Here is a 23,344-nt window from a genome sequence, read left to right on the forward strand (position 1 = left end):
CGTTAAGGAAGCATACCGGCGTGGGACAGACCGAAGCGCTCATCCAGTCCGAACAGAATGTTCATGTTCTGCACCGCCTGGCCCGAGGCGCCCTTGACCAGATTGTCGATCACCGACAGCACGACCACCAGATCGCCATCCTGTGGACGATGCACGGCGATGCGGCAGACGTTGGCGCCGCGCACGCTACGGGTTTCCGGGTGGCTGCCGGCTGGCATGACATCGACGAACGGTTCGTTGGCATAGCGCTTTTCGAACAGTGCCTGCAGATCAACCGAGCGATCCGCTACTGTCGCGTAGAGCGTGGAGTGAATACCGCGAATCATCGGCGTCAGGTGCGGGACGAAGGTCAGGCCGACGTCCTTGCCCGCCGCGCGACGCAGGCCCTGGCGAATTTCCGGCAGATGACGATGACCTTTTACCGCATAGGCCTTCATGCTTTCCGACGTCTCGGAGTACAAAGAACCAACAGCCGCACCACGCCCGGCACCACTGACACCGGATTTGCAGTCGGCGATCAAACGCGATGCGTCGGCCAGACCTGCTTCCAGCAACGGCAGGAAACCCAATTGCGTTGCGGTCGGATAGCAACCCGGCACCGCGATCAGGCGCGCTTTCTTGATCTGCTCGCGATTGACTTCCGGCAGACCATAGACCGCTTCGTCCAGCAATTGCGGTGCGCCGTGTGGCTGGCCGTACCACTTGGCCCATTCATCAGCATCTTGCAGACGGAAGTCAGCGGACAGGTCGATGACCTTGGTGCCCGCCGCCAGCAGCTCGCCTGCCAAGGCGTGAGCCACGCCGTGTGGCGTGGCGAAGAAAACCACATCGCAGGCGCCAAGGGTTTTCACGTCCGGCACGCTGAACGCCAGCCCGTCATAGTGACCGCGCAGGTTCGGGTACATGTCAGCCACGGCCAGACCGGCCTCGGATCGGGAAGTGATGACGACCACTTCTGCCTGCGGATGCTGTGCCAACAGACGCAGCAGTTCGACACCGGTGTAACCCGTGCCGCCGACGATACCGACCTTGACCATAAACCTGCCCTCAACGAACCCACTGGAAAGCCGTCGATAATAGGGGCCGCGCGCGCCTGCGACAACCGCCAAGGTGACGCGCGGACGCTCAAGCCTCTACTATCTGGCTACCGTGAATGAGGGAATAACCAAAAATGCTCTATCTATGGCTCAAAGCGTTTCACATTGTCAGCGTCGTCTGCTGGTTTGCCGGGCTGTTTTACTTGCCGCGCCTGTTCGTTTACCACGCGCAAAGCACCGACACGATCAGCCAGGAGCGCTTCAGCGTCATGGAGCGCAAGTTGTATCGCGGCATCATGGGCCCGGCGATGATCGCCACGCTGATCTTCGGTGGCTGGCTGATCTACCTTAATCCATCAATCTTCAGCCAGGGCGGCTGGATTCACGCAAAACTGACTCTGGTCGTATTGCTGATCGGCTACCACCACATGTGCGGCGCGCAGGTAAAACGCTATGCCCGTGGCGAAAACACCCGCAGCCATGTCTTTTATCGCTGGTTCAATGAAGTGCCGGTTCTGATATTGCTGGCTATCGTAATTCTGGTCGTGGTCAAGCCGTTCTAACTTCAACCAATACAGGTCCTTGGGGGGTTCACAATGTCGCTGCCCGCTTTGCTCGAACAACGTCTGCGTCTGCCCGTAGTAGCAGCGCCGATGTTCCTGATCTCCAATCCGGAACTGGTGCTCGCCTGCTGCCGCAACGGCGTGGTCGGCAGCTTTCCGGCTCTGAACCAACGCGAAAGCAGTGGGTTCAAGGCTTGGCTGGAACAGATCGAAGCGGGCCTGGCGACGCTGGATAATCCGGCCCCTTATGCGGTGAACCTGATTGTTCACCACAGCAACCCGCGCCTTCAGCCGGATCTGGACATCTGCGTCGAGCACAAGGTGCCGATCGTTATCACCAGCCTCGGCGCGGTGAAGGAACTGGTCGACGCGGTGCACAGCTATGGCGGTCTGGTGTTTCACGACGTGACCACGCGGCGCCATGCCGAGAAAGCCGCTGAAGCCGGTGTCGACGGGCTCATTGCCGTTGCGGCCGGTGCCGGCGGGCATGCTGGTACCTGGAGCCCGTTTGCGCTGATTGCCGAGATCCGTGAGTTCTTCGACAAGACACTCTTGCTTGCAGGATGTCTGAACCACGGCCATGAGATTCTCGCCGCGCAACTGCTCGGCGCGGATTTGGCCTACTTCGGTACGCGATTTATCGGCACCACAGAAAGTCACGCGCCTGACGCCTACAAAGACATGCTGCTGACAGCCAAGGCTGCCGACATCATTCATACTCCAGCAGTGTCGGGAGTGCCGGCCAGTTTCATGCGCCAGAGCCTGGAGGCGGCCGGTTTCGACATGGCGGCACTGCAAGGCAAGGGCGAGGTGAACTTCGGCGACAAGCTCAAGCCGATCAACGATGAAGCCAAAGCCTGGAAGACCGTGTGGTCGGCGGGCCAGGGTGTTGGCCAGATTGGTGACCTGCCAAGCGTGGATCAGTTGATTGCGCGGCTCGATGCAGAATATCGTCAGGCTCAGGCGCGCGCCGCACAGCTGCCGGAACGCTGGCCGCGCTGAGCAATACCCCCGGCCAGTCGCTGTCAGACTGGCCTTGAACTGACTACTGCAAACCCAATCGCGACAAGGATGCCTCGGCCATGAGCGACACCCGTTACAAGATCGTCTTCGACGGCGCGCTGCAGCCCGGCGTCGACCTCACCACCGCCAAACTGAATCTGGCGGATCTGTTCAAAAGCGATGTGGCCGCCATCGAGCGCCTGTTCAGTGGCCGCACCGTCGCCCTCAAACGTGATCTGTCCCACAGCGATGCCCAGACGTATCTGCAGGCATTGAACAAAACCGGGATCGATGCGCGGATCGAAGCGGAAACCACCATTGAGCTGGATCTGGCGGATGTCCACGATAACCCTGCAGCGGCGGCGGAACCGGACTCGCCTTACGCCCCACCGCGCGCCAATGTCGGTGAAGCTCTGCCGCCATTCGCCACGCTCAAGCCATTCAGCGTCGAAGGCCGGATCGGTCGCCTGCGCTTTCTCGCCTGGACCATGGTCCTGAGCCTGGTGACCCTGCCCATCGTCGGTGTGTTTGCCTTGATTGCCTTGGGTCTGGTCAGTGGCGATTCAACCACCGGCCTGATCCTCGGCGGCATTCTGGCGGTCTTCCTGTTCCTCGGCTTCATGATCGTCAGCATTCTGTTCAGCGTTCAGCGCCTGCACGATATCGGCTGGTCGGGCTGGCTGTGGTTGTTGAATCTGGTGCCGTTCGTCGGCAGTTTTTTCCCGCTGGTGATGATGGTCGTACCCGGCAATGCCGGCGCCAACCGCTATGGCCCGCCACCACCGCCGAACAGCACGGCCGTCAAAGTGCTGTGCTCGTTATGGATCGTATTCTTCGCACTGATTTTTGCCGGAGGCCTTCTTGGCGGCTTCTCGGCTGTGCAGGAAGAATATGAAAGCAATCTGGAGAGCAGCTATGACAGCGGCGCGGTGACCACCGACGAAGTTGAGGTCGTCGAACCGCCAGTGATTTCCGCCGACGAGGCAGCCGAACCGGCGCAGGCCCCTGTAGACTCTGCGCAAGAATGAACAGCGCTCCCTGCCGCGACAATCGCGTCGCCGGCGCGGAGCTGTTGCGATGGAGAACTGCATGACCCGTTACGCTCTGATCACCGGTGCTTCCAGCGGCATCGGCCTGGCCATGGCCGAAGCACTGGCCCGGCGCGGCCGCAGCCTGATTCTGGTGGCACGGCAGCGTGATCAGCTGGAAAGTATCGCCATCGAGCTGACCCAGCGCTTCGATGTCGAAGTATTGTTTCGTGCCTGCGATCTCGGCGAACCGTTGCGCCTGTCGGGCTTTTTGCTGGAGCTGGAAGAAGGCGACCGGCAGATCGATCTGCTGGTCAACTGCGCCGGCATCGGCACTTGCGGGCCGTTCCTCGCGCAGGACTGGATGACTGAGCAGGACCTCATCGAGGTCAATATCCTCGCCCTCACCCGCCTCTGCCATGCGGTGGGTAACAGCATGGCGCTGCTGGGTGGCGGGCAGATTCTCAACGTCGCGTCGGTCGCCGCCTACAGTCCTGGCCCGTGGATGAGCACGTACTACGCCAGCAAAGCGTATGTGCTGCATTTTTCCGAAGCCTTGCGCGTGGAGCTCAAACAAAGCGGCGTGAAAGTTTCGGTGCTGTGCCCCGGCCCGACGCGCACACCGTTCTTCCGAACCGCACAGATGAGTAGCGAAAAGATCGAAAGCAGCCACTCGCTGATGAGTCCGGAAGAAGTGGCACTGCATGCCGTACGCGCACTGGATAAAAACCGCGCCATCATCATTCCGGGACGACGCAATCGCTGGCTGGCGTTCCTGCCGCGGCTGGGTTCGCGCTGGCTCAATCGCACCATCGTCGGCATGATCAACAAAGCTTACTGCCCCCGCTAGGAAGACAACTTCGAAGCGGTACACTCGATTCAGCCCAACTCAACGGAGAAACAGCAGTGGATACTCTGTTCACCAAGATCATCAACCGGGAAATCCCGGCGAAGATCATTTACGAGGACGACCAGGTTCTGGCCTTCCACGACATCGCCCCCCAGGCTCCGGTGCACTTTCTGGTAATCCCGAAAAAACCGGTGCGCACGCTCAACGACCTGACCGAAGACGACAAGGCGCTGGCCGGGCACATCCTGTTCACCGCGCAGCGTCTGGCGCTGGAACTGGGTTGCGAAGAGGGCTTCCGCGTGGTGATGAACTGCAATGAACTTGGTGGGCAGACTGTCTATCACATTCATATGCACGTGCTGGGTCAGCGCCAGATGAACTGGCCGCCGGGCTGATTGGCGACAACAACTGTGGGAGCGAGCCTGCTCGCGAAGGCGCCGATACATTCAACACTTCAGTATCCGATAATCCGCTTTCGCGAGCAGGCTCGCTCCCACAAAAAAGCCTGACCGCGCAGGAAGTGACCCAGCGCAAACCCTCGCCGGCCGATTCGGTTAAACTGGCCGCCGAGATTCTTCCCGGAGGTCAGCATGACTACCCAACGTCACTACTCGCCCATAGACCGTCTGCTGCTGCAAGCCGATGCCGCGATGCGCACGCTGTTGCCCTCCAGTGGTCAGCCGTACCGCCCGTCGCCGGCGATTCTGCAACCGGATACGCAGATGAGCGATGAAGACACTCGCCACGTCGCCGGCCTGATGCGTATCAACCACACTGGCGAAGTCTGCGCTCAGGCGCTGTATCAGGGGCAAGCGCTGACCGCCAAGTTGCCGCAGGTACGCGCGGCCATGGAGCACGCGGCTGAAGAAGAGATCGATCATCTGGTCTGGTGTGAGCAGCGCATCCATCAGTTGGGCAGCCACACCAGCGTGCTGAATCCACTGTTTTACGGCATGTCGTTCGGTATCGGCGCGGTCGCCGGACTGATCAGCGACAAGGTTAGCCTTGGTTTCGTTGCGGCGACCGAGCATCAGGTCTGCAAACACTTGAACGAACATCTGGAGCAATTGCCGGCCGAGGACGAGAAGTCCCGGGCGATTCTTGAGCAGATGCGCATCGATGAAGAACACCATGCGGAAAGTGCCCTGGATGCGGGCGGGTTTCGTTTTCCGGCGCCGGTCAAGTTCGGGATGAGCTTGTTGGCCAAGGTGATGACCAAGAGTACTTATCGGATCTGAGATATGTATCGCCCGACATTGCCCTATCGCTGGCAAGCCAGCTCCCACAGGGGGTTTTGTCTGAAGCATGAAAAAGGCGACCAGGAGGTCGCCTTTTTTGTTTCCGGGAATCTTAGGTCGGCATATTGCGCGCGTAGAAGATTTCCAGCATTTCGTGTTTCACACGGTCGGTCACCTGGGCACGTTGCTCGGGCGAGAGGTTGCTGGTGGCGTCGCCGAACAGGTAGTTGTCCAGTTCGAAGTTCTTCAGCAGCATTTTGGTGTGGAACAGGTTTTCCTGGTACACGTTCACGTCGGTCATCTGGTACGCGTCGCGGGTGTCTTCGGAGAGGTAGTTCTGGATCGAGTTGATCTCGTGGTCGATGAAGTGCTTGTTGCCTTCAACGTCACGGGTGAAACCGCGCACACGGTAATCCACGGTCACGATGTCCGAATCGAACTGGTGAATGAGGAAGTTGAGCGCTTTGAGCGGTGAAATGACACCACAGGTCGACACGTCGATATCCACACGGAACGTTGCAATACCGTCGTCCGGATGGATTTCCGGATAGGTGTGCACCGTGATGTGGCTCTTGTCGAGGTGGGCCAGAATAATTTCGGGCAACGGGCCCGGCGATTCTTCGATCTGGCTGTCAGTCGGGGTTACCGGCTCTTCCGAAATCAGAATCGTGACGCTGGCGCCCTGGGGTTCATAGTCCTGACTGGCGATGTTCAGGATGTTGGCACCAATGATCTCGACAACTTCTGTGAGAATCTGCGTCAGGCGTTTCGCGTTGTACTCTTGATTGATGTACTCAACGTAAGCCTGCTGGTCTTGCGGGGTTTCCGCGTAGCAGATGTCATAGATGTTGAAGCTCAAGGTCTTTGTCAGGTTATTGAACCCGTGGAGCTTGAGTTTGCTTTTCACCGTTAAAAACTCTCTATGTATGCGGCGCGGCCGCGTGATCAAGCATGCCCGTCAAGTGCGAACAACGCACCTGCGTAGGACGGTTAACACCTCTTCGCGATGGCGATTTTGGTTATCTGTTCAGGCGGATGACCCGTCGGCTGACCGATCACTGCCCTGAAAAAAGTGGCGCATTATGCAGACGTCAGCGGGGGATCGCCAGAGTCTGCACTGCTTTTATGATAGTTGAATGTCGGTTCAGCCGAGTTCGACGATTTCATAATCGTGGGTGATTGCCACGCCAGCCGCGCCGAGCATGATCGACGCCGAGCAATACTTCTCGGCCGACAGCTCGATGGCGCGCTTGACCTGAGCTTCCTTCAGGCCCCGGCCCTTGACCACGAAGTGCATGTGGATCTTGGTAAACACCTTGGGATCTTCAGTCGCACGCTCGGCATCAAGGAAGGCTTCACAGCTTTCAACAGCCTGGCGCGACTTCTTCAGGATGCTGACCACGTCGAAGTTGCTGCAACCGCCGACACCCAGCAAGAGCATTTCCATCGGGCGAACCCCGAGGTTACGGCCACCGGCATCTGGCGGGCCGTCCATTACCACGACATGACCGCTGCCGGATTCGCCGAGGAACATGGCTTCGCCAGCCCATTGGATGCGTGCCTTCATCGCCCAGACTCCACTGTAAAAAAAGGGTCGCCAGCTTAGCACAGCACTTTGTCCCGACAGGAACGACGTCCTAGGACGGATGCTTTCTGGCTGTAGGTAATTTCTCGAATTTTCGACGAAGTGTCTGGTAAGCTGGCGCCAATTCGCTGGCGCCAATTCGTCAGCCCTGTAGCGACCGCCTTCAGCGCCTCATAAAAACTCAAACATCACCGTGCAGTCTTTTCGGGATACAACCATGGTTGCTATTACCCCCACACCCAAAATCAAGAACATCGACAAGCTGTTGATGCATTGCCAGCGCCGGCGTCATGCGGCCAAGAGCAATATCATCTGCGCCGGGGATCGCTCGGACACGCTGTTTTTCATCATCAAAGGCTCGGTCACCATCCTCATCGAAGACGACGATGGTCGCGAGATGATCATCGCTTACCTGAACGCCGGGGATTTCTTCGGCGAACTGGGTCTGTTCGAGCAGGCAGGTCAGGAGCAGGAACGCAGCGCCTGGGTGCGTGCCAAAGTTGAATGCGAAACCGCCGAAATCAGCTACGCCAAGTTCCGCGAACTGTCGCAGCAGGATCCAGACATTCTTTACGCCCTCAGCGGACAAATCGCACAACGCCTGCGTAACACCACGCGCAAAGTCGGCGACCTGGCGTTTTTCGATGTCACTGGCCGAGTCGCCCGCTGCCTGCTGGAGTTGTGCAAACAACCGGACGCCATGACTCACCCGGACGGCATGCAGATCAAGGTCACCCGCCAGGAGATCGGTCGTATCGTCGGCTGTTCTCGAGAGATGGTCGGCCGCGTGCTCAAGGATCTGGAAGAACGCAACCTGGTCGATGTGAAAGGCAAGACCATGGTGGTCTTCGGCACGCGCTAGACGTAAATCTGCGCCAGCATCAAACGAAACAATTCATCGAGACGCGCCAATGCCTGTGGCGCGTTGAATTTCTCATACAGGGCAATGTGGCTTTGCGCCCTCACCCGCTGCTCCAGGCCGCAGGCTTCATTGAAGCGATTGACCGCAGCAACCATCGCTTCGCGCTCGTCATCCATCAGCATCGCACCATGCACCAGGCCAACCGGACGCTGGCCTCCCTGACTCTGGCGCCAGCGCTGGGCGGTACCGACCATCTTGCGACCGTCGAGATTGACGTTGAAACGGCCGTCGCAGAATGCGCCGTCGATTTCCCCGACCGACGAGGTGCCACCCAACTCATCCAGCAACTGACAGATCGGATCGCACAGGCGGCGGTAGCCGGTTTCGATGCGGTTCAGATCGCCTTCGCTGCGAGGCGGGGCATATACCAAGGCAATGTTGACGGTCGCAGCGGATTGCGGGACGGGCTCACCGCCGGTTTCACGCAACAGCACCGGCCAGCCAGCAGCAGCGGAAACTTCGCAGGCGTGGTCGAAATGCGGGAGACGGTTGAGGCGGCGCGGCATGACCAGCGCGCGATCGGTGGGTTGCCAGAACAGCAGGCCGAATTCGGCGTCGCCGGCGCAGACCGAGGCCAGCAAGTCCTGTTCGGCTTGCAGGCCGGATTCGATGGTCAGCGGGGTTGGCAACGACATGGTGAGCTCCGGCAGATTGAATCTCTTTAGCGGAATTTAGCGCCTCTTCGCGAGCAGGCTCGCTCCCACACTGGAATGCATTTCCCTGTGGGACCGAGCCTGCTCGCGAATGAGGTCGACTCGGTCAGTCGAGGGTCGAACCACTGATCGGCACACCACGCTCCGGAAAGAACAGGCGCTGCAATTCAATGCCTGGATTTTCCGCGCGCATGAACGCTTCGCCGACCAGGAACGAGTACACATCGCTGATTTCCATCAGCTCGACGTCGGCCCGATTGAGGATGCCGCTTTCGGTGATCACCAGGCGATCGCGCGGGATGCGCGGCAGCAGGTCGAGGGTGGTTTCCAGGCTGACGTCGAATGTGTGCAGGTTGCGGTTGTTGACCCCGACCAGCGGCGTGTCGAGGGTTTTCAACGCGCGCTCCAGTTCGTCACCGTCGTGCACTTCCACCAACACGTCGAGACCGACGCCTTTGGCCACGGCGGCCAGCTCGGCCATTTTCACGTCGTCCAGTGCGGAGACGATCAACAGCACGCAATCGGCGCCAAGCGCGCGAGCTTCAACGATCTGGTACGGATCGATCATGAAATCCTTGCGGATCACCGGCAATTTGCAGGCGGCGCGCGCCTGTTGCAGGTAGGCATCGGCGCCCTGGAAGTAGTCGATATCGGTCAGCACCGACAGACAGGTGGCCCCACCCTTTTCGTAGCTCTTGGCAATGTCTGCCGGGACGAAGTCTTCGCGGATCACGCCTTTGCTCGGCGAAGCCTTTTTGATTTCGGCAATCACGGCCGGTTGTTTCTTCTTCGCTTGCGCCAGCAACGCCTGGGCAAAACCACGGGGTGCATCGGCCGCCTTGGCCAGACTTTCCAGCTCGCTCAGGCTGACCCGAGCGCTGCGCTCGGCGACTTCCTCAACCTTGCGCGCCAGAATGTTTTCCAGAACCGTCGGTACACTCATCCTTCATTCTCCACTTTGAATACCGCGGTAAAGGCACCCAGCTCCTCGAGTTTTTCCCGAGCGAGGCCGGTGTGCAGCGCGTCGTGCGCCAGCTCCACACCTTGTTTCAGACTGCTTGCGAGGTCGGCGGCATACAGCGCCGCACCGGCATTGAGCACAATCATCTCGGCAGCTTTCTGGCCGTTTTCGGTTTTGCGCTTGCCGAGGGCATCGCGGATCAGCGCCAGCGACGCTTCCGGGCCTTCAACCGACAGGCCGTGCAGGCTCTGGCTCTTCATGCCGAGGTCTTCCGGTTCGACCCAATACTCAGTGATTTCGTTGTTCTTCAACTCGGCAACAAAAGTCGGCGCGGCGAGGCTGAATTCGTCCAGGCCGTCCTTCGAATGCACGACCAGAACGTGTTTGCTGCCCAGTCTTTGCAAGACTTCGGCCAATGGCCGGCACAGCGCCTGAGTGAATACGCCGACGACCTGATGTTTCACACCGGCCGGATTCGTAAGCGGGCCGAGCATGTTGAACAGCGTGCGCAGACCGAGTTCGCGGCGCGGGCCGGCGGCGTACTTCATCGCTTTGTGGTGAGTCTGGGCGAACATGAAACCGATGCCGACGTTGTCGATGCAGCGCGCGACCTGCACCGGGGTCAGGTTCAGATAAATGCCGGCAGCTTCCAGCAGATCGGCACTGCCGCTCTTGCCGGACACCGCGCGGTTGCCGTGCTTGGCGACGGTGCAACCGGCGGCTGCGACAACAAAGGAAGACGCGGTCGATACGTTGAAGATATTCGCACCGTCACCGCCGGTGCCAACCACATCGACTACGCCGTCGAGGGTTTTCAGCTCGACCTGATCGGCCAGCTCGCGCATCACCGACACGGCGCCGACGATTTCGTCGATGCTCTCGCTTTTCATGCGCATGGCCATCATAAACGCGCCGATCTGCGCTTCGGTGCACTGGCCGGTCATGATCTCGCGCATCACATCGCGCATTTCATCGGTGCTGAGGTCGAGGTGTTCGACGATACGGCTGAGGGCTGTCTTGATATTCATGGGAAGTCCTTAGCGCGTGCCGCCGGTTTGTTTGAGGAAATTGGCAAACAGTTCATGACCCTGCTCGGTGAGGATCGATTCGGGGTGGAACTGCACACCCTCGATGTTCAGGGTCTTGTGACGCAGGCCCATGATCTCGTCGACCGAGCCGTCGTCGTGCTGGGTCCATGCGGTCAGCTCGAGGCAATCGGGCAGGCTGTCATGCTTGACGATCAGCGAGTGGTAACGGGTAACAGTGAGCGGATGATTGAGGCCGGCGAACACGCCCTTGTCCTCGTGGAATACCGGGCTAGTCTTACCGTGCATGACTTGGCGGGCACGCACCACATCACCGCCGAAGGCCTGGCCGATGGACTGGTGGCCGAGGCAGACGCCGAGGATCGGCAGCTTGCCGGCGAAGTGCTTGATCGCATCAATGGAAACGCCCGCCTCGGTGGGCGTGCACGGCCCCGGGGAAACCACGATGCGCTCGGGATTCAGCGCTTCGATTTCGGCGATGGTCAGTTCGTCGTTGCGCACCACTTTGACCTCGGCACCCAGCTCGCCGAGGTATTGCACAACGTTGTAGGTAAAGGAGTCGTAGTTGTCGATCATCAGCAACATGGCGTTTCGAACCTCTTGAATTCTGACTTGATGACAGCCTTCAGATGACTTGCCCGCGGGTGGCTGCGCGATGTCGGACGCGCACAGGGCGCCAGCACAGCGGCATTTCAAACAGACAAGGAAGGCAAAGCGATACAGATCCGGCGGAGCCGGCAGAGAAGATTCAGGCGCGCCAACGCCAGCGGGCGTGTGCCTTGATGACTTGATCCAGAAGTTTGCTGGTGATCAACACGGGGAAGGTCTCGTTCATACGTTCCGGCACAGTAACTTAGCTGGGCGGAGCGTGCAATATGGCGGGGCCTGCGGGTTATAAAACGGCAGAAGGATTCGCGACCGATGGCAAAAGGCCGAACGTTTTTGGTACTGTCGTTTCGTTCACCTACAACAATAAATAAACGGACTTGCTCATGATCAGACAGACGTTGTTTGTACCGCTGGCCAGCTGCTTGCTCGCACTCGCCTGCGCCCAGGCCAATGCAGCGCCCAATCCTTATTCCAGTTTCATCGTCTTCGGTGACAGCCTCAACGATGCCGGCACCTTCGCCGACACGGGCGGCCCGGCGGGCTCCACCGAGCGTTACACCAACCGTACCGGGCCGGTGTATCAGGATGGCAGCGGCGAAGTTTTTTCATTGAATTCCACCCAGTTGCTTGGCGGCCGCCTGGGCTTTTCGCCCGACCAGACAGCCTCTTCCAGCTCCGCGGTGCGCGCGGAAAACGGCCAGCCCGACGGCAACAACTGGGCAGTCGGTGGTTATCGCACCGACCAGATTCTCGACTCGATCACCACCCAATCTGCCACCGGCGAACGCACCCGCGCCGGTTACCTGCCGTCGAACGGCTTCCGCGCCGACCCGAATGCGCTGTATTACATTTCCGGTGGCGGCAACGATTTCCTCCAGGGCCGCATTCTCAGCCTGCCCCAGGCCAACGCCGCAGCCGATCGACTGGCCGATAGCGTGCAAACCCTGCAGACCGCCGGCGCCAAATACGTGATGGTCTGGCTGCTGCCCGACGTGGGCCTGACACCTGCTCTGAACGGCACGCCGCTGCAAGCGTTCAGCAGCACCCTCGCCAACCAGTTCAACAGTGAGTTGGTGACGCGCCTGCAAGGCATCGACGCCGAAGTCATTCCGCTGAACATTCCGGTGCTGCTCTCGGAAGTCTTCGCCGACCCGGGGCGCTTTGGTCTGGCTACCGACCAGAACCTCACCGCGACCTGCTTCAGTGGCAATAGCTGCACGGAAAACGCCCGTTACGGGATCAACAGCGCCACGCCGGATCCGACCAAGCTGATCTACAACGATGGCGTACACCCGACCGAATCCGGGCAAAAACTGATCGCCGATTACGCCTATTCGCTCTTGGCTGCGCCGTGGGAATTGAGCCTTCTACCGGAGATGGCCCACGGCACGGTGCGCGCGCATCAGGATGAATTGCGTAACCAATGGCAGGCGGACTGGGAGAACTGGCAAGCGGTCGGCCAATGGCGTGCGATTGTCTCGGCCGGCGGACAGCGTCTGGATGTCGACAGCCAAAGCAGCGGCGCCAGCGCCGATGGCAGCGGTTACAACCTCAACGTCGGCGGCAGCTATCGCCTCAATGAGGCTTGGCGCGTGGGCGTGGCAGCCGGTTTGTACCGGCAGAATCTCGAGGCCGGGCACAACGATTCCGACTACAAACTCAACAGCTACATGGCCACCGCGTTCGCCCAGTTCCAGCAGAACCGCTGGTGGGCCGACGCGGCGCTGACCGGCGGCAAACTCGACTACGACAACCTCAAGCGCAAGTTCGACCTCGGCGCCAGCGAGGGCGCGGAGAAAGGCGATACCGACGGCAGTCTGTGGGCGTTCAGCACCCGCCTGGGCTATGACATTGCGCAACCGGGCAGCCAATGGCATCTGTCGCCGTTTGTCAGCGCCGATTACGCCAGTGTCGATGTCGACGGTTACTCGGAAAAGAGCAACCGCGCCACCGCGCTGACCTTCGATGACCAGAGCCGCGATTCGAAACGCTTGGGCCTGGGGATTCAAGGCAAGTACAACTTCACCGCGCAAACCCAGGTGTATGGCGAATACGCTCACGAGCGTGAGTACGAAGATGACGTGCAGAAGGTCAACATCGCCCTCAACACCCTGCCGGCCAATGACTTCACCCTTGAAGGCTACACACCGGCAAGTCACCTGAACCGCTTGAGCCTGGGTGTCAGTCACAAGCTGACGGCAGATCTGGCGCTGCGTGGGGGTTATACGTTTCGCAAGGATGATGACTTCAAGCAGCAGGGCCTGAATGTCGGGGTTGTGCTGGATTTCTGAGTCGTAGATGCAAAAAAAGCGGCGCCTGTCAGGGCGCCGCTTTTTTTATGCCTCAACACAAAACCCAATGTGGGAGCGAGCCTGCTCGCGAAAGCGCTGGGTCAGTCAGCATCAACGGTGACTGACACACCCTCTTCGCGAGCAGGCTCGCTCCCACATGGGAAATTGCGTGGATCAGGCGTCCGGGGTTTGCTCGGCCAGGGCCACGGCGCGGAACATCGCGCGGCGTTTGTTCAGGGTTTCTTCCCATTCCAGCGCCGGCACCGAGTCGGCGACGATGCCGCCGCCGGCCTGCACGTGCAATTCACCGTTCTTGATCACCGCCGTGCGAATGGCAATGGCGGTGTCCATGTTGCCGTTCCAGGCGAAGTAACCGACCGCACCGCCGTACACACCGCGCTTGACCGGTTCCAGTTCGTCGATGATTTCCATCGCGCGAATCTTCGGCGCGCCCGACAACGTACCCGCCGGCAGAATCGCCCGCAGTGCGTCCATCGCGGTCAGGCCCGACTTCAACTGGCCGGTGACGTTGGAGACGATGTGCATCACATTGGAATAACGCTCGATGACCATTTTCTCGGTGAGCTTCACCGAGCCGATTTCCGAAACGCGGCCGGTATCGTTGCGGCCCAGATCGATCAGCATCAAGTGCTCGGCGATTTCCTTGTCATCCGAGAGCAGGTCCTGCTCCAGCGCCACATCGGCTTCTTCGGTGGCGCCGCGTGGGCGCGTGCCGGCGATCGGGCGCACGGTGATCAGATTGTCTTCGACGCGCACCAGCACTTCCGGCGAACTGCCGACGACGTGGAAATCGCCGAAGTTGAAGAAGTACATGTACGGCGTCGGGTTGAAGCAACGCAGCGCGCGATACAGATCGATCGGCGCAGCCTTGAAGTCGATCGACATGCGCTGCGACGGCACCACCTGCATGCAGTCGCCAGCAAGGATGTATTCCTTGATGGTGTCGACGGCTTTTTCGTAATCGTCCTGAGTGAAGCTGGAACGAAACACCGGATCGGCGGATCGCTGTTTGCTGAAATCCAGGCCAAGACGCGGGGTGATCGGCTGACGCAGTTGCTCGAGCAGTTCCTGCAAACGCGCCTGACCTTGCTCGAAGGCATCGGCCTGGGCCGGGTCGGCGAGGACGATCGCATGCATCTTGCCGGCCAGGTTGTCGAACACTACAACGGCGTCGGAAACCATCAGCAGAATGTCCGGCACGCCCAGCGGATCCGGGTTCGGGCATTTGCCCAGACGCTTCTCGACATAGCGCACACAGTCGTAACCGAAGTAACCGACCAGTCCACCGTTGAAGCGCGGCAGGCCGGCGATGGTCGGCACGTTGTAGCGCGCTTTGAAGGTTTCAACGAAGGCCAGCGGGTCTTCGACGTCATGGCTTTCGGTCTCGACGCCATCAACGGTGATGCTGACGTGATGGTCATGTACGCGCAGCACGGTGCGGCACGGCAGGCCGATGATCGAGTAACGGCCCCATTTCTCGCCGCCCTGCACCGATTCGAGCAGGTAGGAGTTGGGCTGGTCGGCCAGTTTCAGGTAGATCGACAGCGGCGTGTCGAAGTCGGCCAGGGTTTCGCAGGCCAACGGGATGCGGTTATAGCCATCAGCGGCCAGACGCAGGAATTCTTCGCGATTCATAAGGTGCCTCGTGGTGTGAGGTGCAATCAGTCAGGTATGCAAACGCGCCGGCAGGGCCGGCCAGAATCAGTCAGGCGCGCCAACGCCAGCGGGCCAGGGCCTTGATGACTTTCATCCAGAGTTTGCGGGTGACCACCACGATGGCGTTTCCAGAAGGGGGTTGAACAGCGTCGGGCAACGTTATCCCACCGGCCAGATCCAGGCAACCGGGAATTAGTTTGCGCAAATCGTCGATCACCAGTGCCGGGGACTCCTCGGCAATCGGCCGGCCATGGTTGTAGCCGTAACTCAGCGCCACACACTTGACCCCCGCTGCTTTCGCCGCCTGCACATCACTGCGCGAGTCGCCGACGAACAACGATTGCGAGGCCGGAATGTTGGCCATTTTCATCACGAAAAACAGCGCCGCCGGGTCAGGCTTCTTCTGCGGCAGGGTATCGCCGCCGATGATCCACTTGAAGTAGCGGCCGATTTTCATCTGATCGAGCAGCGGCGCGACGAAGCGCTCCGGCTTGTTGGTGATCAACGCCATGGCCACGCCTTGTTTGTGCAGCCACTTGAGCGTGTCGCGCACACCGGGATAGACCACGGTCAGTTCATGGCTGGCGCCGTACGCCTCCATGAAAATCTCCAGTGCGCGCTCGGCTTCAGCGTCGTCCACTGCCGAGTGATCGATGCCACCCGCCAAGGCCCGACGCACCAGCACCGGCGCGCCATTGCCGACCCATTCGCGCACCGCTTCGATACCTGCCGGCGGACGGCCGAGGGAGAGCAGCATGGTGTCCACCGCCGCTGCCAGGTCGGGAACCGAATCGATCAGCGTGCCATCCAGATCGAACATCACCAACCGTGGCAACTGCCCCGGGAACAGCTGCTCAAAACCGCTCATGGGCGCGCCAGCGCCAGTTCGGAACGCATCTTGTCGATGACTTCCTGATAGTTCGGCGCGTTGAAAATGGCCGAGCCGGCGACGAAGGTATCGGCGCCAGCAGCGGCAATTTCGCGGATGTTGTTGACGTTGACGCCGCCGTCGATTTCCAGACGGATGTCGCGGCCCGAGGCGTCGATGATCGCCCGCGCTTCGCGCAGTTTGTCGAGGGTGCCGGGAATGAATTTCTGCCCGCCGAAGCCCGGGTTGACGCTCATCAGCAGGACCATGTCGACCTTGTCGATCACGTACTTGAGCACGTCCAGCGGGGTCGCCGGGTTGAACACCAGACCGGATTTGCAACCACCTTCGCGGATCAGTTGCAGCGAGCGATCGACGTGCAAAGTGGCTTCCGGGTGGAAGGTGATGTAAGTCGCGCCGGCTTCGATGAAGTCGCCGACGATGCGGTCCACCGGGCTGACCATCAGGTGCGCGTCGATCGGCGCGGTCACGCCGTACTTGCGCAGCGCCGCGCAGACCATCGGGCCGATCGTCAGGTTGGGCACATAGTGGTTGTCCATGACATCGAAGTGGACGAAGTCGGCGCCGGCGGCGAGAACGTTGTCCACTTCCTCGCCGAGGCGGGCGAAGTCGGCGGAGAGGATCGACGGAGCAATTACGAAGGGCTGCATGACGCACCTGTGCTGAGCTAAATCACGATGGCGCGCATTGTATACCTCAAGTTTCCACGCGCGCACCGGGACCGCGATGATTGGGTTGTGCCATGTGCCCTCAGCGCCCGCGCCTCAGTAAGCCGCGCGGTAGATCTTCTCGATGTCGCCGGCGCTGAGTTTGCGCGGGTTGTTGCGCATCAAGCGCTCGATGCCGGCGGCCTCCACGGCCATCGCCGGAATTGCTTCCTCCGGCACGCCGAAACTGCGCAGCCCGGCAGGGATTTCCACTGCCGCGCACAGGTCGGTCATGGCCTGCACGGCTTTGTCCGCGGCTTCGCTGGCGCTCAGATGCGCGGTCTTCACGCCCATGGCTTCGGCAATATCCTGCATGCGTTCGACACAGGCCATTTTGTTCCAGGTCATCACATAGGGCAGCAGCAAGGCGTTGCTGACACCGTGGGCAATGTTGAAGCGCCCGCCCAGCGGATACGCCAACGCATGCACCGCACCGACCCCGGCGTTACCGAACGCCATGCCGGCCATGAGGCTGGCGGTGGCCATGTCTTCGCGGGCTTGCAGGTTGGCGCCGTTGGCGTAGGCCTTGGGCAAGGCGCTGGCGATCAACTTGATTGCGCCAATGGCGAGGGAGTCGGTGATCGGCGAGGCGTTCACCGACAAATAGGATTCGATAGCGTGCACCAGTGCATCGACACCACTGGCGGCGGTGACACTGCGCGGACAGGTCAGGGTCATTTGCGGACTGACCAGCGCCACATCCGGTAGCAGATAGTCGCTGACGATGCCTTTCTTCAACTGCGCGACCTTGTCCGACAGGATCGCTACGTTGGTGACTTCAGAGCCGGTGCCAGCGGTGGTCGGGATGGCGATCAGCGGCGGGCCTTTGCGCGGCACCTGATCGACGCCGAACAGATCTTCCAGCGCGCCGTGATATCCGGCGTAGGCGGCGACACTTTTGGCAATATCGATGGCGCTGCCGCCCCCGAGGCCGATCAAACCGTCATGGCCGCCTTCGCGATAGGCGCGCATGCAGTCTTCGACGATGGCGATTTCCGGATCGGGCAGTACACGGTCGAATATTTCGTAGTCGCGCCCGCCGAGTTGCACCAGCGCCAGTTCGACAGTACCGGACTTGACCAGCGCGGCGTCGGTGACGATCAGCGGATTGTCGATGTCCAGACGAGTGAGTTCAGCGGCCAGTTGTTCGATGGCTGCGGCGCCGGTGATCAGTTTATGAGCGATTTTGAACTGGGACAGACTCATGGTGCGCAGCCTCTTATAGATGTGGGAGCTGGGCACAAGATTAGCTGGGGATTTGGGGTTGTCTGCTATTCAGGGTGTGAATGGTTGATCGGATAGGAAGATCAAGAGCCCCTCACCCTAACCCTCTCCGGGAGGGAGAGGAGACTGACCGGGTTGTACTCTCGAAATACATCGACCTGAATTACCGAGTCGAACTCCGGCCGCGAAAGCCACGAAGATCTGCTCCCTTCCCCCTCGCCCCCTTGGGGAGAGGGCTGGGGTGAGGGGTGGCTTTTGACCTTGATCTCAGACTTGCGCAGTACGCAGTTTCTCGCTACGCCCGCGCAGCCATTCCAGCGTCAGCAGCAGGATAACGGAGAAGGCAATCAGCAACGTCGCCGCAGCGGCAATCGTCGGGCTGAGGTTTTCGCGAATCCCGCTGAACATCTGCCGAGGCAATGTCGCCTGCTCAGGCCCGGCGAGAAACAGCGTCACCACCACTTCATCGAAAGAAGTCGCAAAGGCAAACAGCGCCCCGGAAATCACTCCCGGCGCAATCAGCGGCAAGGTCACCCGGCGGAATGCAGTCAGCGGCGATGCACCGAGACTCGCAGCAGCACGCACCAGGTTGTGATTGAAACCCTGCAACGTCGCCGACACGGTGATGATCACAAACGGCACACCCAATACCGCATGCACGACAATCAGTGAGAAGAAGCTGTTGCCCAGTCCCAGCGGCGCGAAGAACAGATAGCTGGCCACGCCGATGATCACCACCGGCACCACCATCGGCGAAATCACCAGCGCCATCACCAGCGCTTTGCCGGGGAAGTCGCCACGGGTCAGGCCGATCGCCGCCAGGGTGCCGAAGATCATCGCCAGCACCGTCGCCGCCGGGGCGACGATGATGCTGTTCTTCAGCGCGCGCATCCATTCCGCCGAGGCGAAGAAGTCGTGGTACCACTGCAGCGAGAAACCCTGCAGCGGATAGACCAGAAAACTCCCCGAGTTGAACGACAGCGGCACGATCACCAGCACCGGCAGGATCAGGAACAACAGGATCAGGCCGCAGAGAATCCGCAGGCTGTAGAACCACACCCGTTCAATGGGCGACATGTAAGGACTCAGCATCGCAAATTCCCCTTAGCTCAGGCGCAGGCGACTGGCGCCGACCAGCCAGCTGTAGATCAGATAAAGCACCACGGTCGCCAGCAACAGCAAGCCGCCGAGCGCGGTGGCCATGCCCCAGTTGATGCTGGTGTTGGTGTAGAAAGCGACGAAGTAGCTGACCATTTGGTCGTTCGGGCTGCCGAGCAGCGCCGGGGTGATGTAGTAGCCAATCGCGAGGATGAACACCAGCAGGCAGCCGGCGCCAACGCCGGCATAGGTCTGTGGGAAGTAAACCCGCCAGAAACTGGCGAACGGATGACAGCCGAGGGAAATCGCCGCGCGCATGTAGGTCGGCGAGATGCCTTTCATCACGCTGTAGATCGGCAGAATCATGAACGGCAGCAGGATGTGCACCATCGAGATGTAAACGCCGGTGCGGTTGAACACCAGTTCCAGCGGTTTATCGATGATGCCCATGGCCAGCAGCGCACTGTTGATCAAACCGCCGGATTGCAGCAGCACGATCCACGCTGCGACCCGCACCAGAATCGAGGTCCAGAACGGTAGCAACACCAGAATCATCAGCAGGTTGCTCTGCCGCGAAGGCAGGTTCGCCAGCAGATAAGCCAGTGGATAGGCGAGCAGCAGGCAGATCACGGTGATGACCAGGCCCATCCAGAAGGTGCGGGCGAAGATGTCGAGGTAGATCGCCTGATCCGGGGTGGCCGGGGCCAGTTCGCCGAGATCATCGATACGGTGATCGACTGCCGCCAGCAGGTAATACGGAGTGATGCTGCTGGTGTTGCGTTTCACCGCTTGCCAATAAGCCGGATCGCCCCAGCGCTCGTCGAGCGCTTCCAGCGCTTCCTTAAAAGAAGCCGGTTCGCTGGCGAACGGCAGCGCCCGGGCGGTTTTGGTCAGCAGGCTGCGGTAGCCGGCCAACTCCATGTTCAAACGCTTGGACAGATCGCCCAGCGTCTGGTTTTTGCGGGCTTCGGCGAGGTCTTCGCTGGCCGCCTTGTACACCGGCTCGGCGGGCAGACCACGGCCGTCCCAACTCGCGATGGCAGTGACAGTGCGCGGCATGCCGCCAACCACTTCCGGGTTGCCGACGCTTTTATAGAGCAGCGCCACGATCGGCACCAGAAACACCAGCAGCAGAAACAGCACCAGCGGCGCAATCAGTGCCTGGGCCTTCCAGCGGTTGACCCGCTCGGCGTGCTTGAGCTTCTGCTTCAAGGTGGGGCTGGCGCCCTCGTTCAGGGGAACGGCGATGGCCATGACGTACTCCGCAAATCTTTGATCGTTACAGAGGTGACGAACCACCTCTGTTGCGTTGAAACACTGCTACCTGTGGGAGCGAGCCCTCCTGTGGCAGCGAACCTTTGTGGCGAGGGGATTTATCCCCGATGGGTTGCGAAGCAGCCCCAAAACCACGCAGCTCGGTGTATCAGGAAGGTTGGAGTTTCAGGTTTACGACTGCTGCGCAGCCGATCGGGGATAAATCCCCTCACCACAAAAGCCCCCTTGCCATCTCCATACAGGTAAATAAGTGGTTATTTCGCCGCCCAGGAATTGAAGCGCTGTTCCAGTTGCTCGCCGTTGTCAGCCCAGAAGCTGACGTCGATCTGCACCTGGTTGGCGATGTTTTCCGGGGTGGTCGGCATGTCTTTCAGGACATCCTTGGCCAGCAGCGGCACGGCTTGGGTGTTGGCCGGGCCGTAAGCGATGTTTTCCGAGTAGGCCTTCTGCTGCTGCGGCTGTACCGAGAAGGCGATGAACTTCTTCGCCGCTTCCGCGCGTTTGGCGTCCAGACCTTTCGGGATGGCCCAGGCGTCGAAGTCGTAGATGCCGCCGTTCCACACCACTTTCAGGTTGGATTCTTTTTGCACGGCAGCGATGCGACCGTTGTAGGCCGAGCTCATCACTACGTCGCCGGAAGCGAGGTATTGCGGCGGTTGCGCACCGGCTTCCCACCATTGGATGCTCGGCTTCAGCTCATCAAGTTTCTTGAACGCGCGATCCTGGCCACCCTTGCTCGCCAGCTCTTTGTAGACGTCTTTCGGCGCCACACCATCGGCCATCAGCGCGAATTCGAGGGTGTACTTGGCGCCTTTGCGCAGGCCACGCTTGCCCGGGAATTTCTTGGTGTCCCAGAAATCCGCCCAACTGGTCGGCGCGGTTTTCAGCTTGTCGGCGTTGTAAGCCAGTACAGTCGACCAAACGAAGAAGCCCACGCCGCAAGGCTGAATCGCGCCTTTGACGTAGTCTTCAGTCTTGCCGAACAGCGCCGGGTCGAGTTGTTCGAACATGTCTTCGTCGCAGCCACGGGACAGTTCTGGCGATTCAACTTCGACCAAGTCCCACGACACGCTCTTGGTGTCGACCATGGCTTTGACCTTGGCCATTTCACCGTTGTATTCGCCGGCGACGATCTTGCCGTTACCCGCCGCTTCCCACGGTGCATAGAAGGCTTTGACTTGCGCCGCCTTGTTCGCCCCGCCAAACGACACCACGGTCAAGTCCGGGCCGGCGGCCATTGCGCCGGTCGCACCCATCAGGCCCAGAGTCAGGGCGGTGAACTTCAGGGATCTCAACATTTATTGTTCTCTCCACGTGCAGGGTTGGTGTTGGTATTGCCGGGGCGCTTAGTGCGCCTCTAAAAGCGGATCGAGCGCACGAACGTGCTCGATCTGCCAGCCAAGCGGTACCACGTCGCCGACGCTGAGCGCAGGATCGAGCTCGGCAATCGGTTGTTTCACGAAGAAGTCGGTCTTGCCGCAGACTTCCAGGCGCACCCGGACGTGGTCGCCCAGATAGATGAATTCCGCCACCCTCCCTGAGAAGCGGTTGACGCATTGATCGCTCGAACCGTTGAGGCTGACGCGCTCCGGACGGATCGACAGGGTCACCGGCTCGCCGGTCTGGCCAACGTTGACTGCCAGTGCCTCGACCTTTTCGCCACGCCCCAACTCGACCACGCAGCGCTCGCCACTCTGGCTGAGCAGGCGGCCGTTGAGGCGGTTGTTCTCGCCAATGAAGTTGGCGACGAAGGTGTTTTTCGGTTCTTCGTAAAGCGTGCGCGGTGGCGCGATCTGCTGGATCTCGCCTTGATGGAACACCGCGACGCGGTCGGACATGGTCAGTGCTTCGCCCTGGTCGTGGGTCACGTAGACCACGGTCACGCCGAGGCGCTGGTGCAGGTGCTTGATCTCCATCTGCATGTGTTCACGCAGTTGTTTGTCGAGGGCGCCCAGCGGTTCGTCCATCAACACCAGTTGCGGCTCGAACACCAACGCGCGGGCCAGTGCCACACGCTGCTGCTGACCGCCGGACAACTGCGCCGGATAGCGCGAAGCGAACGCATCGAGCTGAACCATGCTGAGGACTTTCTTCACCCGCTCGCTGACATCGCTTTTGTTCAAGCCGCGCACGGTCAACGGGAAAGCAAGGTTTTCCGCGACAGTCATGTGCGGGAACAACGCGTAGTTCTGGAATACCATGCCGATATCGCGCTTGTGCGGCGGTACGTTGTTGATCGAACGCCCGGACAGAAGGATTTCACCGGCGGTCGGCGTTTCGAAACCGGCGAGCATCATCAGGCTGGTGGTCTTGCCGGAACCGGACGGCCCGAGCAGGGTAAGAAATTCGCCCTTGCGAATGTCCAGGTTGAGGTCTTTGACGATCAGGTTCTCGCCGTCGTAGCTCTTCTGCACACCACGAAAGCTGACCAGCACATCACTGGTCCCTGCGCTTGTATCGACCTGGCTCATACCCACACCTTTGTTGTTGATGACTGCTTGTTCATCAAGCCTAGTGGCTGGCGGCGGCCACGCAAATCGGGGCGCAGGAGAGAATCGCTTAAGCGCAATGGAAGGTTGGGGGTAGGGATTGCCCTACAAGGATGGCGCGTTTGGGCAAACGCAGCGGCAAGGGGCAAGCTGCAAGCCGCTAGTAAAGGCAAAAGCGTCTGTCGCTAATGGATATGCCA

Annotated in this window: 23 protein-coding genes; 8 read left to right on the plus strand and 15 right to left on the minus strand. The window is 60.2% G+C overall.

Annotated elements, in window-relative coordinates; genetic code table 11:
• Positions 1–2 precede the first annotated feature (2 nt).
• Positions 3–1,037, minus strand: a complete 1,035-nt coding sequence (gene argC, locus AB4N85_RS18905; protein WP_056786719.1) for an N-acetyl-gamma-glutamyl-phosphate reductase — start codon at positions 1,035–1,037, stop codon at positions 3–5.
• 134 nt (positions 1,038–1,171) lie between these two features.
• Between argC and hemJ the strand changes: the two genes are divergently transcribed.
• From hemJ to coq7, 6 genes are all read left to right on the plus strand, one after another.
• Complete coding sequence (gene hemJ, locus AB4N85_RS18910) at positions 1,172–1,600, plus strand: protoporphyrinogen oxidase HemJ (RefSeq protein WP_056786716.1); 429 nt, start codon at positions 1,172–1,174, stop codon at positions 1,598–1,600.
• A gap of 33 nt (positions 1,601–1,633) precedes the next feature.
• Complete coding sequence (locus AB4N85_RS18915) at positions 1,634–2,602, plus strand: NAD(P)H-dependent flavin oxidoreductase (RefSeq protein ID WP_252868377.1); 969 nt, start codon at positions 1,634–1,636, stop codon at positions 2,600–2,602.
• 80 nt (positions 2,603–2,682) lie between these two features.
• On the plus strand, positions 2,683–3,630 hold the full coding sequence (locus AB4N85_RS18920; protein ID WP_460065444.1) for a DUF805 domain-containing protein: 948 nt from the start codon (positions 2,683–2,685) through the stop codon (positions 3,628–3,630).
• Between the two features lie 61 nt (positions 3,631–3,691).
• Entirely contained in the window at positions 3,692–4,480 is a 789-nt protein-coding gene (locus AB4N85_RS18925; protein WP_041476677.1) for an SDR family NAD(P)-dependent oxidoreductase, read from the plus strand.
• Positions 4,481–4,536: 56 nt separating this feature from the next.
• On the plus strand, positions 4,537–4,875 hold the full coding sequence (locus AB4N85_RS18930; RefSeq protein ID WP_017128660.1) for a histidine triad nucleotide-binding protein: 339 nt from the start codon (positions 4,537–4,539) through the stop codon (positions 4,873–4,875).
• A gap of 195 nt (positions 4,876–5,070) precedes the next feature.
• The gene (coq7, locus tag AB4N85_RS18935; protein ID WP_252886882.1) at positions 5,071–5,718 is read left to right on the plus strand and encodes a 2-polyprenyl-3-methyl-6-methoxy-1,4-benzoquinone monooxygenase; all 648 of its coding nucleotides are present in this window, start codon (positions 5,071–5,073) and stop codon (positions 5,716–5,718) included.
• A gap of 112 nt (positions 5,719–5,830) precedes the next feature.
• On the opposite strand, the gene speD is transcribed toward coq7, so the two are convergent.
• Positions 5,831–6,625, minus strand: a complete 795-nt coding sequence (speD, locus tag AB4N85_RS18940; protein WP_024014530.1) for an adenosylmethionine decarboxylase — start codon at positions 6,623–6,625, stop codon at positions 5,831–5,833.
• 237 nt (positions 6,626–6,862) lie between these two features.
• Positions 6,863–7,285, minus strand: a complete 423-nt coding sequence (locus tag AB4N85_RS18945) for an OsmC family protein (protein ID WP_016772921.1) — start codon at positions 7,283–7,285, stop codon at positions 6,863–6,865.
• Between the two features lie 235 nt (positions 7,286–7,520).
• On the opposite strand from AB4N85_RS18945, the gene crp reads away from it, so the two are divergent.
• Complete coding sequence (crp, locus tag AB4N85_RS18950; protein WP_041476679.1) at positions 7,521–8,165, plus strand: cAMP-activated global transcriptional regulator CRP; 645 nt, start codon at positions 7,521–7,523, stop codon at positions 8,163–8,165.
• On the opposite strand, the gene AB4N85_RS18955 is transcribed toward crp, so the two are convergent.
• The 4 genes from AB4N85_RS18955 to AB4N85_RS18970 all read right to left on the minus strand — a co-directional run bounded on the left by AB4N85_RS18955 (position 8,162) and on the right by AB4N85_RS18970 (position 11,470).
• Entirely contained in the window at positions 8,162–8,860 is a 699-nt protein-coding gene (locus AB4N85_RS18955) for a lipoate--protein ligase family protein (protein ID WP_252868379.1), read from the minus strand. The two genes, crp and AB4N85_RS18955, sit on opposite strands and share 4 nt — an antisense overlap.
• 124 nt (positions 8,861–8,984) lie before the next feature.
• Positions 8,985–9,821 (minus strand): indole-3-glycerol phosphate synthase TrpC, encoded by an 837-nt coding sequence (trpC, locus tag AB4N85_RS18960; protein WP_041476681.1) that lies wholly within the window; start codon positions 9,819–9,821, stop codon positions 8,985–8,987.
• Positions 9,818–10,867 (minus strand): anthranilate phosphoribosyltransferase, encoded by a 1,050-nt coding sequence (gene trpD, locus AB4N85_RS18965; RefSeq protein ID WP_041476682.1) that lies wholly within the window; start codon positions 10,865–10,867, stop codon positions 9,818–9,820. Before trpD ends, trpC begins: the two co-directional genes overlap by 4 nt.
• Before the next feature lie 9 nt (positions 10,868–10,876).
• The gene (locus AB4N85_RS18970) at positions 10,877–11,470 is read right to left on the minus strand and encodes an aminodeoxychorismate/anthranilate synthase component II (RefSeq protein ID WP_041476683.1); all 594 of its coding nucleotides are present in this window, start codon (positions 11,468–11,470) and stop codon (positions 10,877–10,879) included.
• 407 nt (positions 11,471–11,877) lie between these two features.
• Between AB4N85_RS18970 and estP the strand changes: the two genes are divergently transcribed.
• Positions 11,878–13,785: an esterase EstP gene (gene estP / locus AB4N85_RS18975; RefSeq protein WP_460065451.1), complete on the plus strand. Its 1,908-nt coding sequence runs from the start codon at positions 11,878–11,880 to the stop codon at positions 13,783–13,785.
• 174 nt (positions 13,786–13,959) lie between these two features.
• Here estP and trpE read toward each other — a convergent pair whose 3' ends face one another.
• The 8 genes from trpE to AB4N85_RS19015 form a co-directional block, all read right to left on the minus strand.
• Complete coding sequence (trpE, locus tag AB4N85_RS18980; protein WP_252886883.1) at positions 13,960–15,441, minus strand: anthranilate synthase component I; 1,482 nt, start codon at positions 15,439–15,441, stop codon at positions 13,960–13,962.
• Positions 15,442–15,511: 70 nt separating this feature from the next.
• On the minus strand, positions 15,512–16,330 hold the full coding sequence (locus AB4N85_RS18985; protein ID WP_041476686.1) for a phosphoglycolate phosphatase: 819 nt from the start codon (positions 16,328–16,330) through the stop codon (positions 15,512–15,514).
• Positions 16,327–17,001, minus strand: coding sequence for a ribulose-phosphate 3-epimerase (rpe, locus tag AB4N85_RS18990; protein ID WP_007918813.1), 675 nt, complete (start codon positions 16,999–17,001; stop codon positions 16,327–16,329). The genes AB4N85_RS18985 and rpe overlap by 4 nt, the downstream gene beginning before the upstream one ends.
• Before the next feature lie 114 nt (positions 17,002–17,115).
• A complete protein-coding gene (locus AB4N85_RS18995) occupies positions 17,116–18,264 on the minus strand; it encodes an iron-containing alcohol dehydrogenase (RefSeq protein ID WP_056786696.1) in 1,149 nt (382 codons plus the stop codon).
• Positions 18,265–18,549: 285 nt separating this feature from the next.
• Positions 18,550–19,374 carry an ABC transporter permease gene (locus tag AB4N85_RS19000; protein WP_186532890.1) on the minus strand — a complete coding sequence of 275 codons (825 nt, stop codon included), beginning with the start codon at positions 19,372–19,374 and terminating at the stop codon, positions 18,550–18,552.
• A 12-nt stretch (positions 19,375–19,386) separates the two neighbouring features.
• Complete coding sequence (locus tag AB4N85_RS19005; RefSeq protein WP_460065456.1) at positions 19,387–20,634, minus strand: ABC transporter permease; 1,248 nt, start codon at positions 20,632–20,634, stop codon at positions 19,387–19,389.
• A 275-nt stretch (positions 20,635–20,909) separates the two neighbouring features.
• Complete coding sequence (locus AB4N85_RS19010) at positions 20,910–21,953, minus strand: ABC transporter substrate-binding protein (protein ID WP_460065459.1); 1,044 nt, start codon at positions 21,951–21,953, stop codon at positions 20,910–20,912.
• 48 nt (positions 21,954–22,001) lie between these two features.
• Positions 22,002–23,126 carry an ABC transporter ATP-binding protein gene (locus AB4N85_RS19015; protein WP_252868383.1) on the minus strand — a complete coding sequence of 375 codons (1,125 nt, stop codon included), beginning with the start codon at positions 23,124–23,126 and terminating at the stop codon, positions 22,002–22,004.
• Between the last annotated feature and the right edge of the window lie 218 nt (positions 23,127–23,344).

Source organism: Pseudomonas sp. H1_G08, from assembly GCF_054681355.1.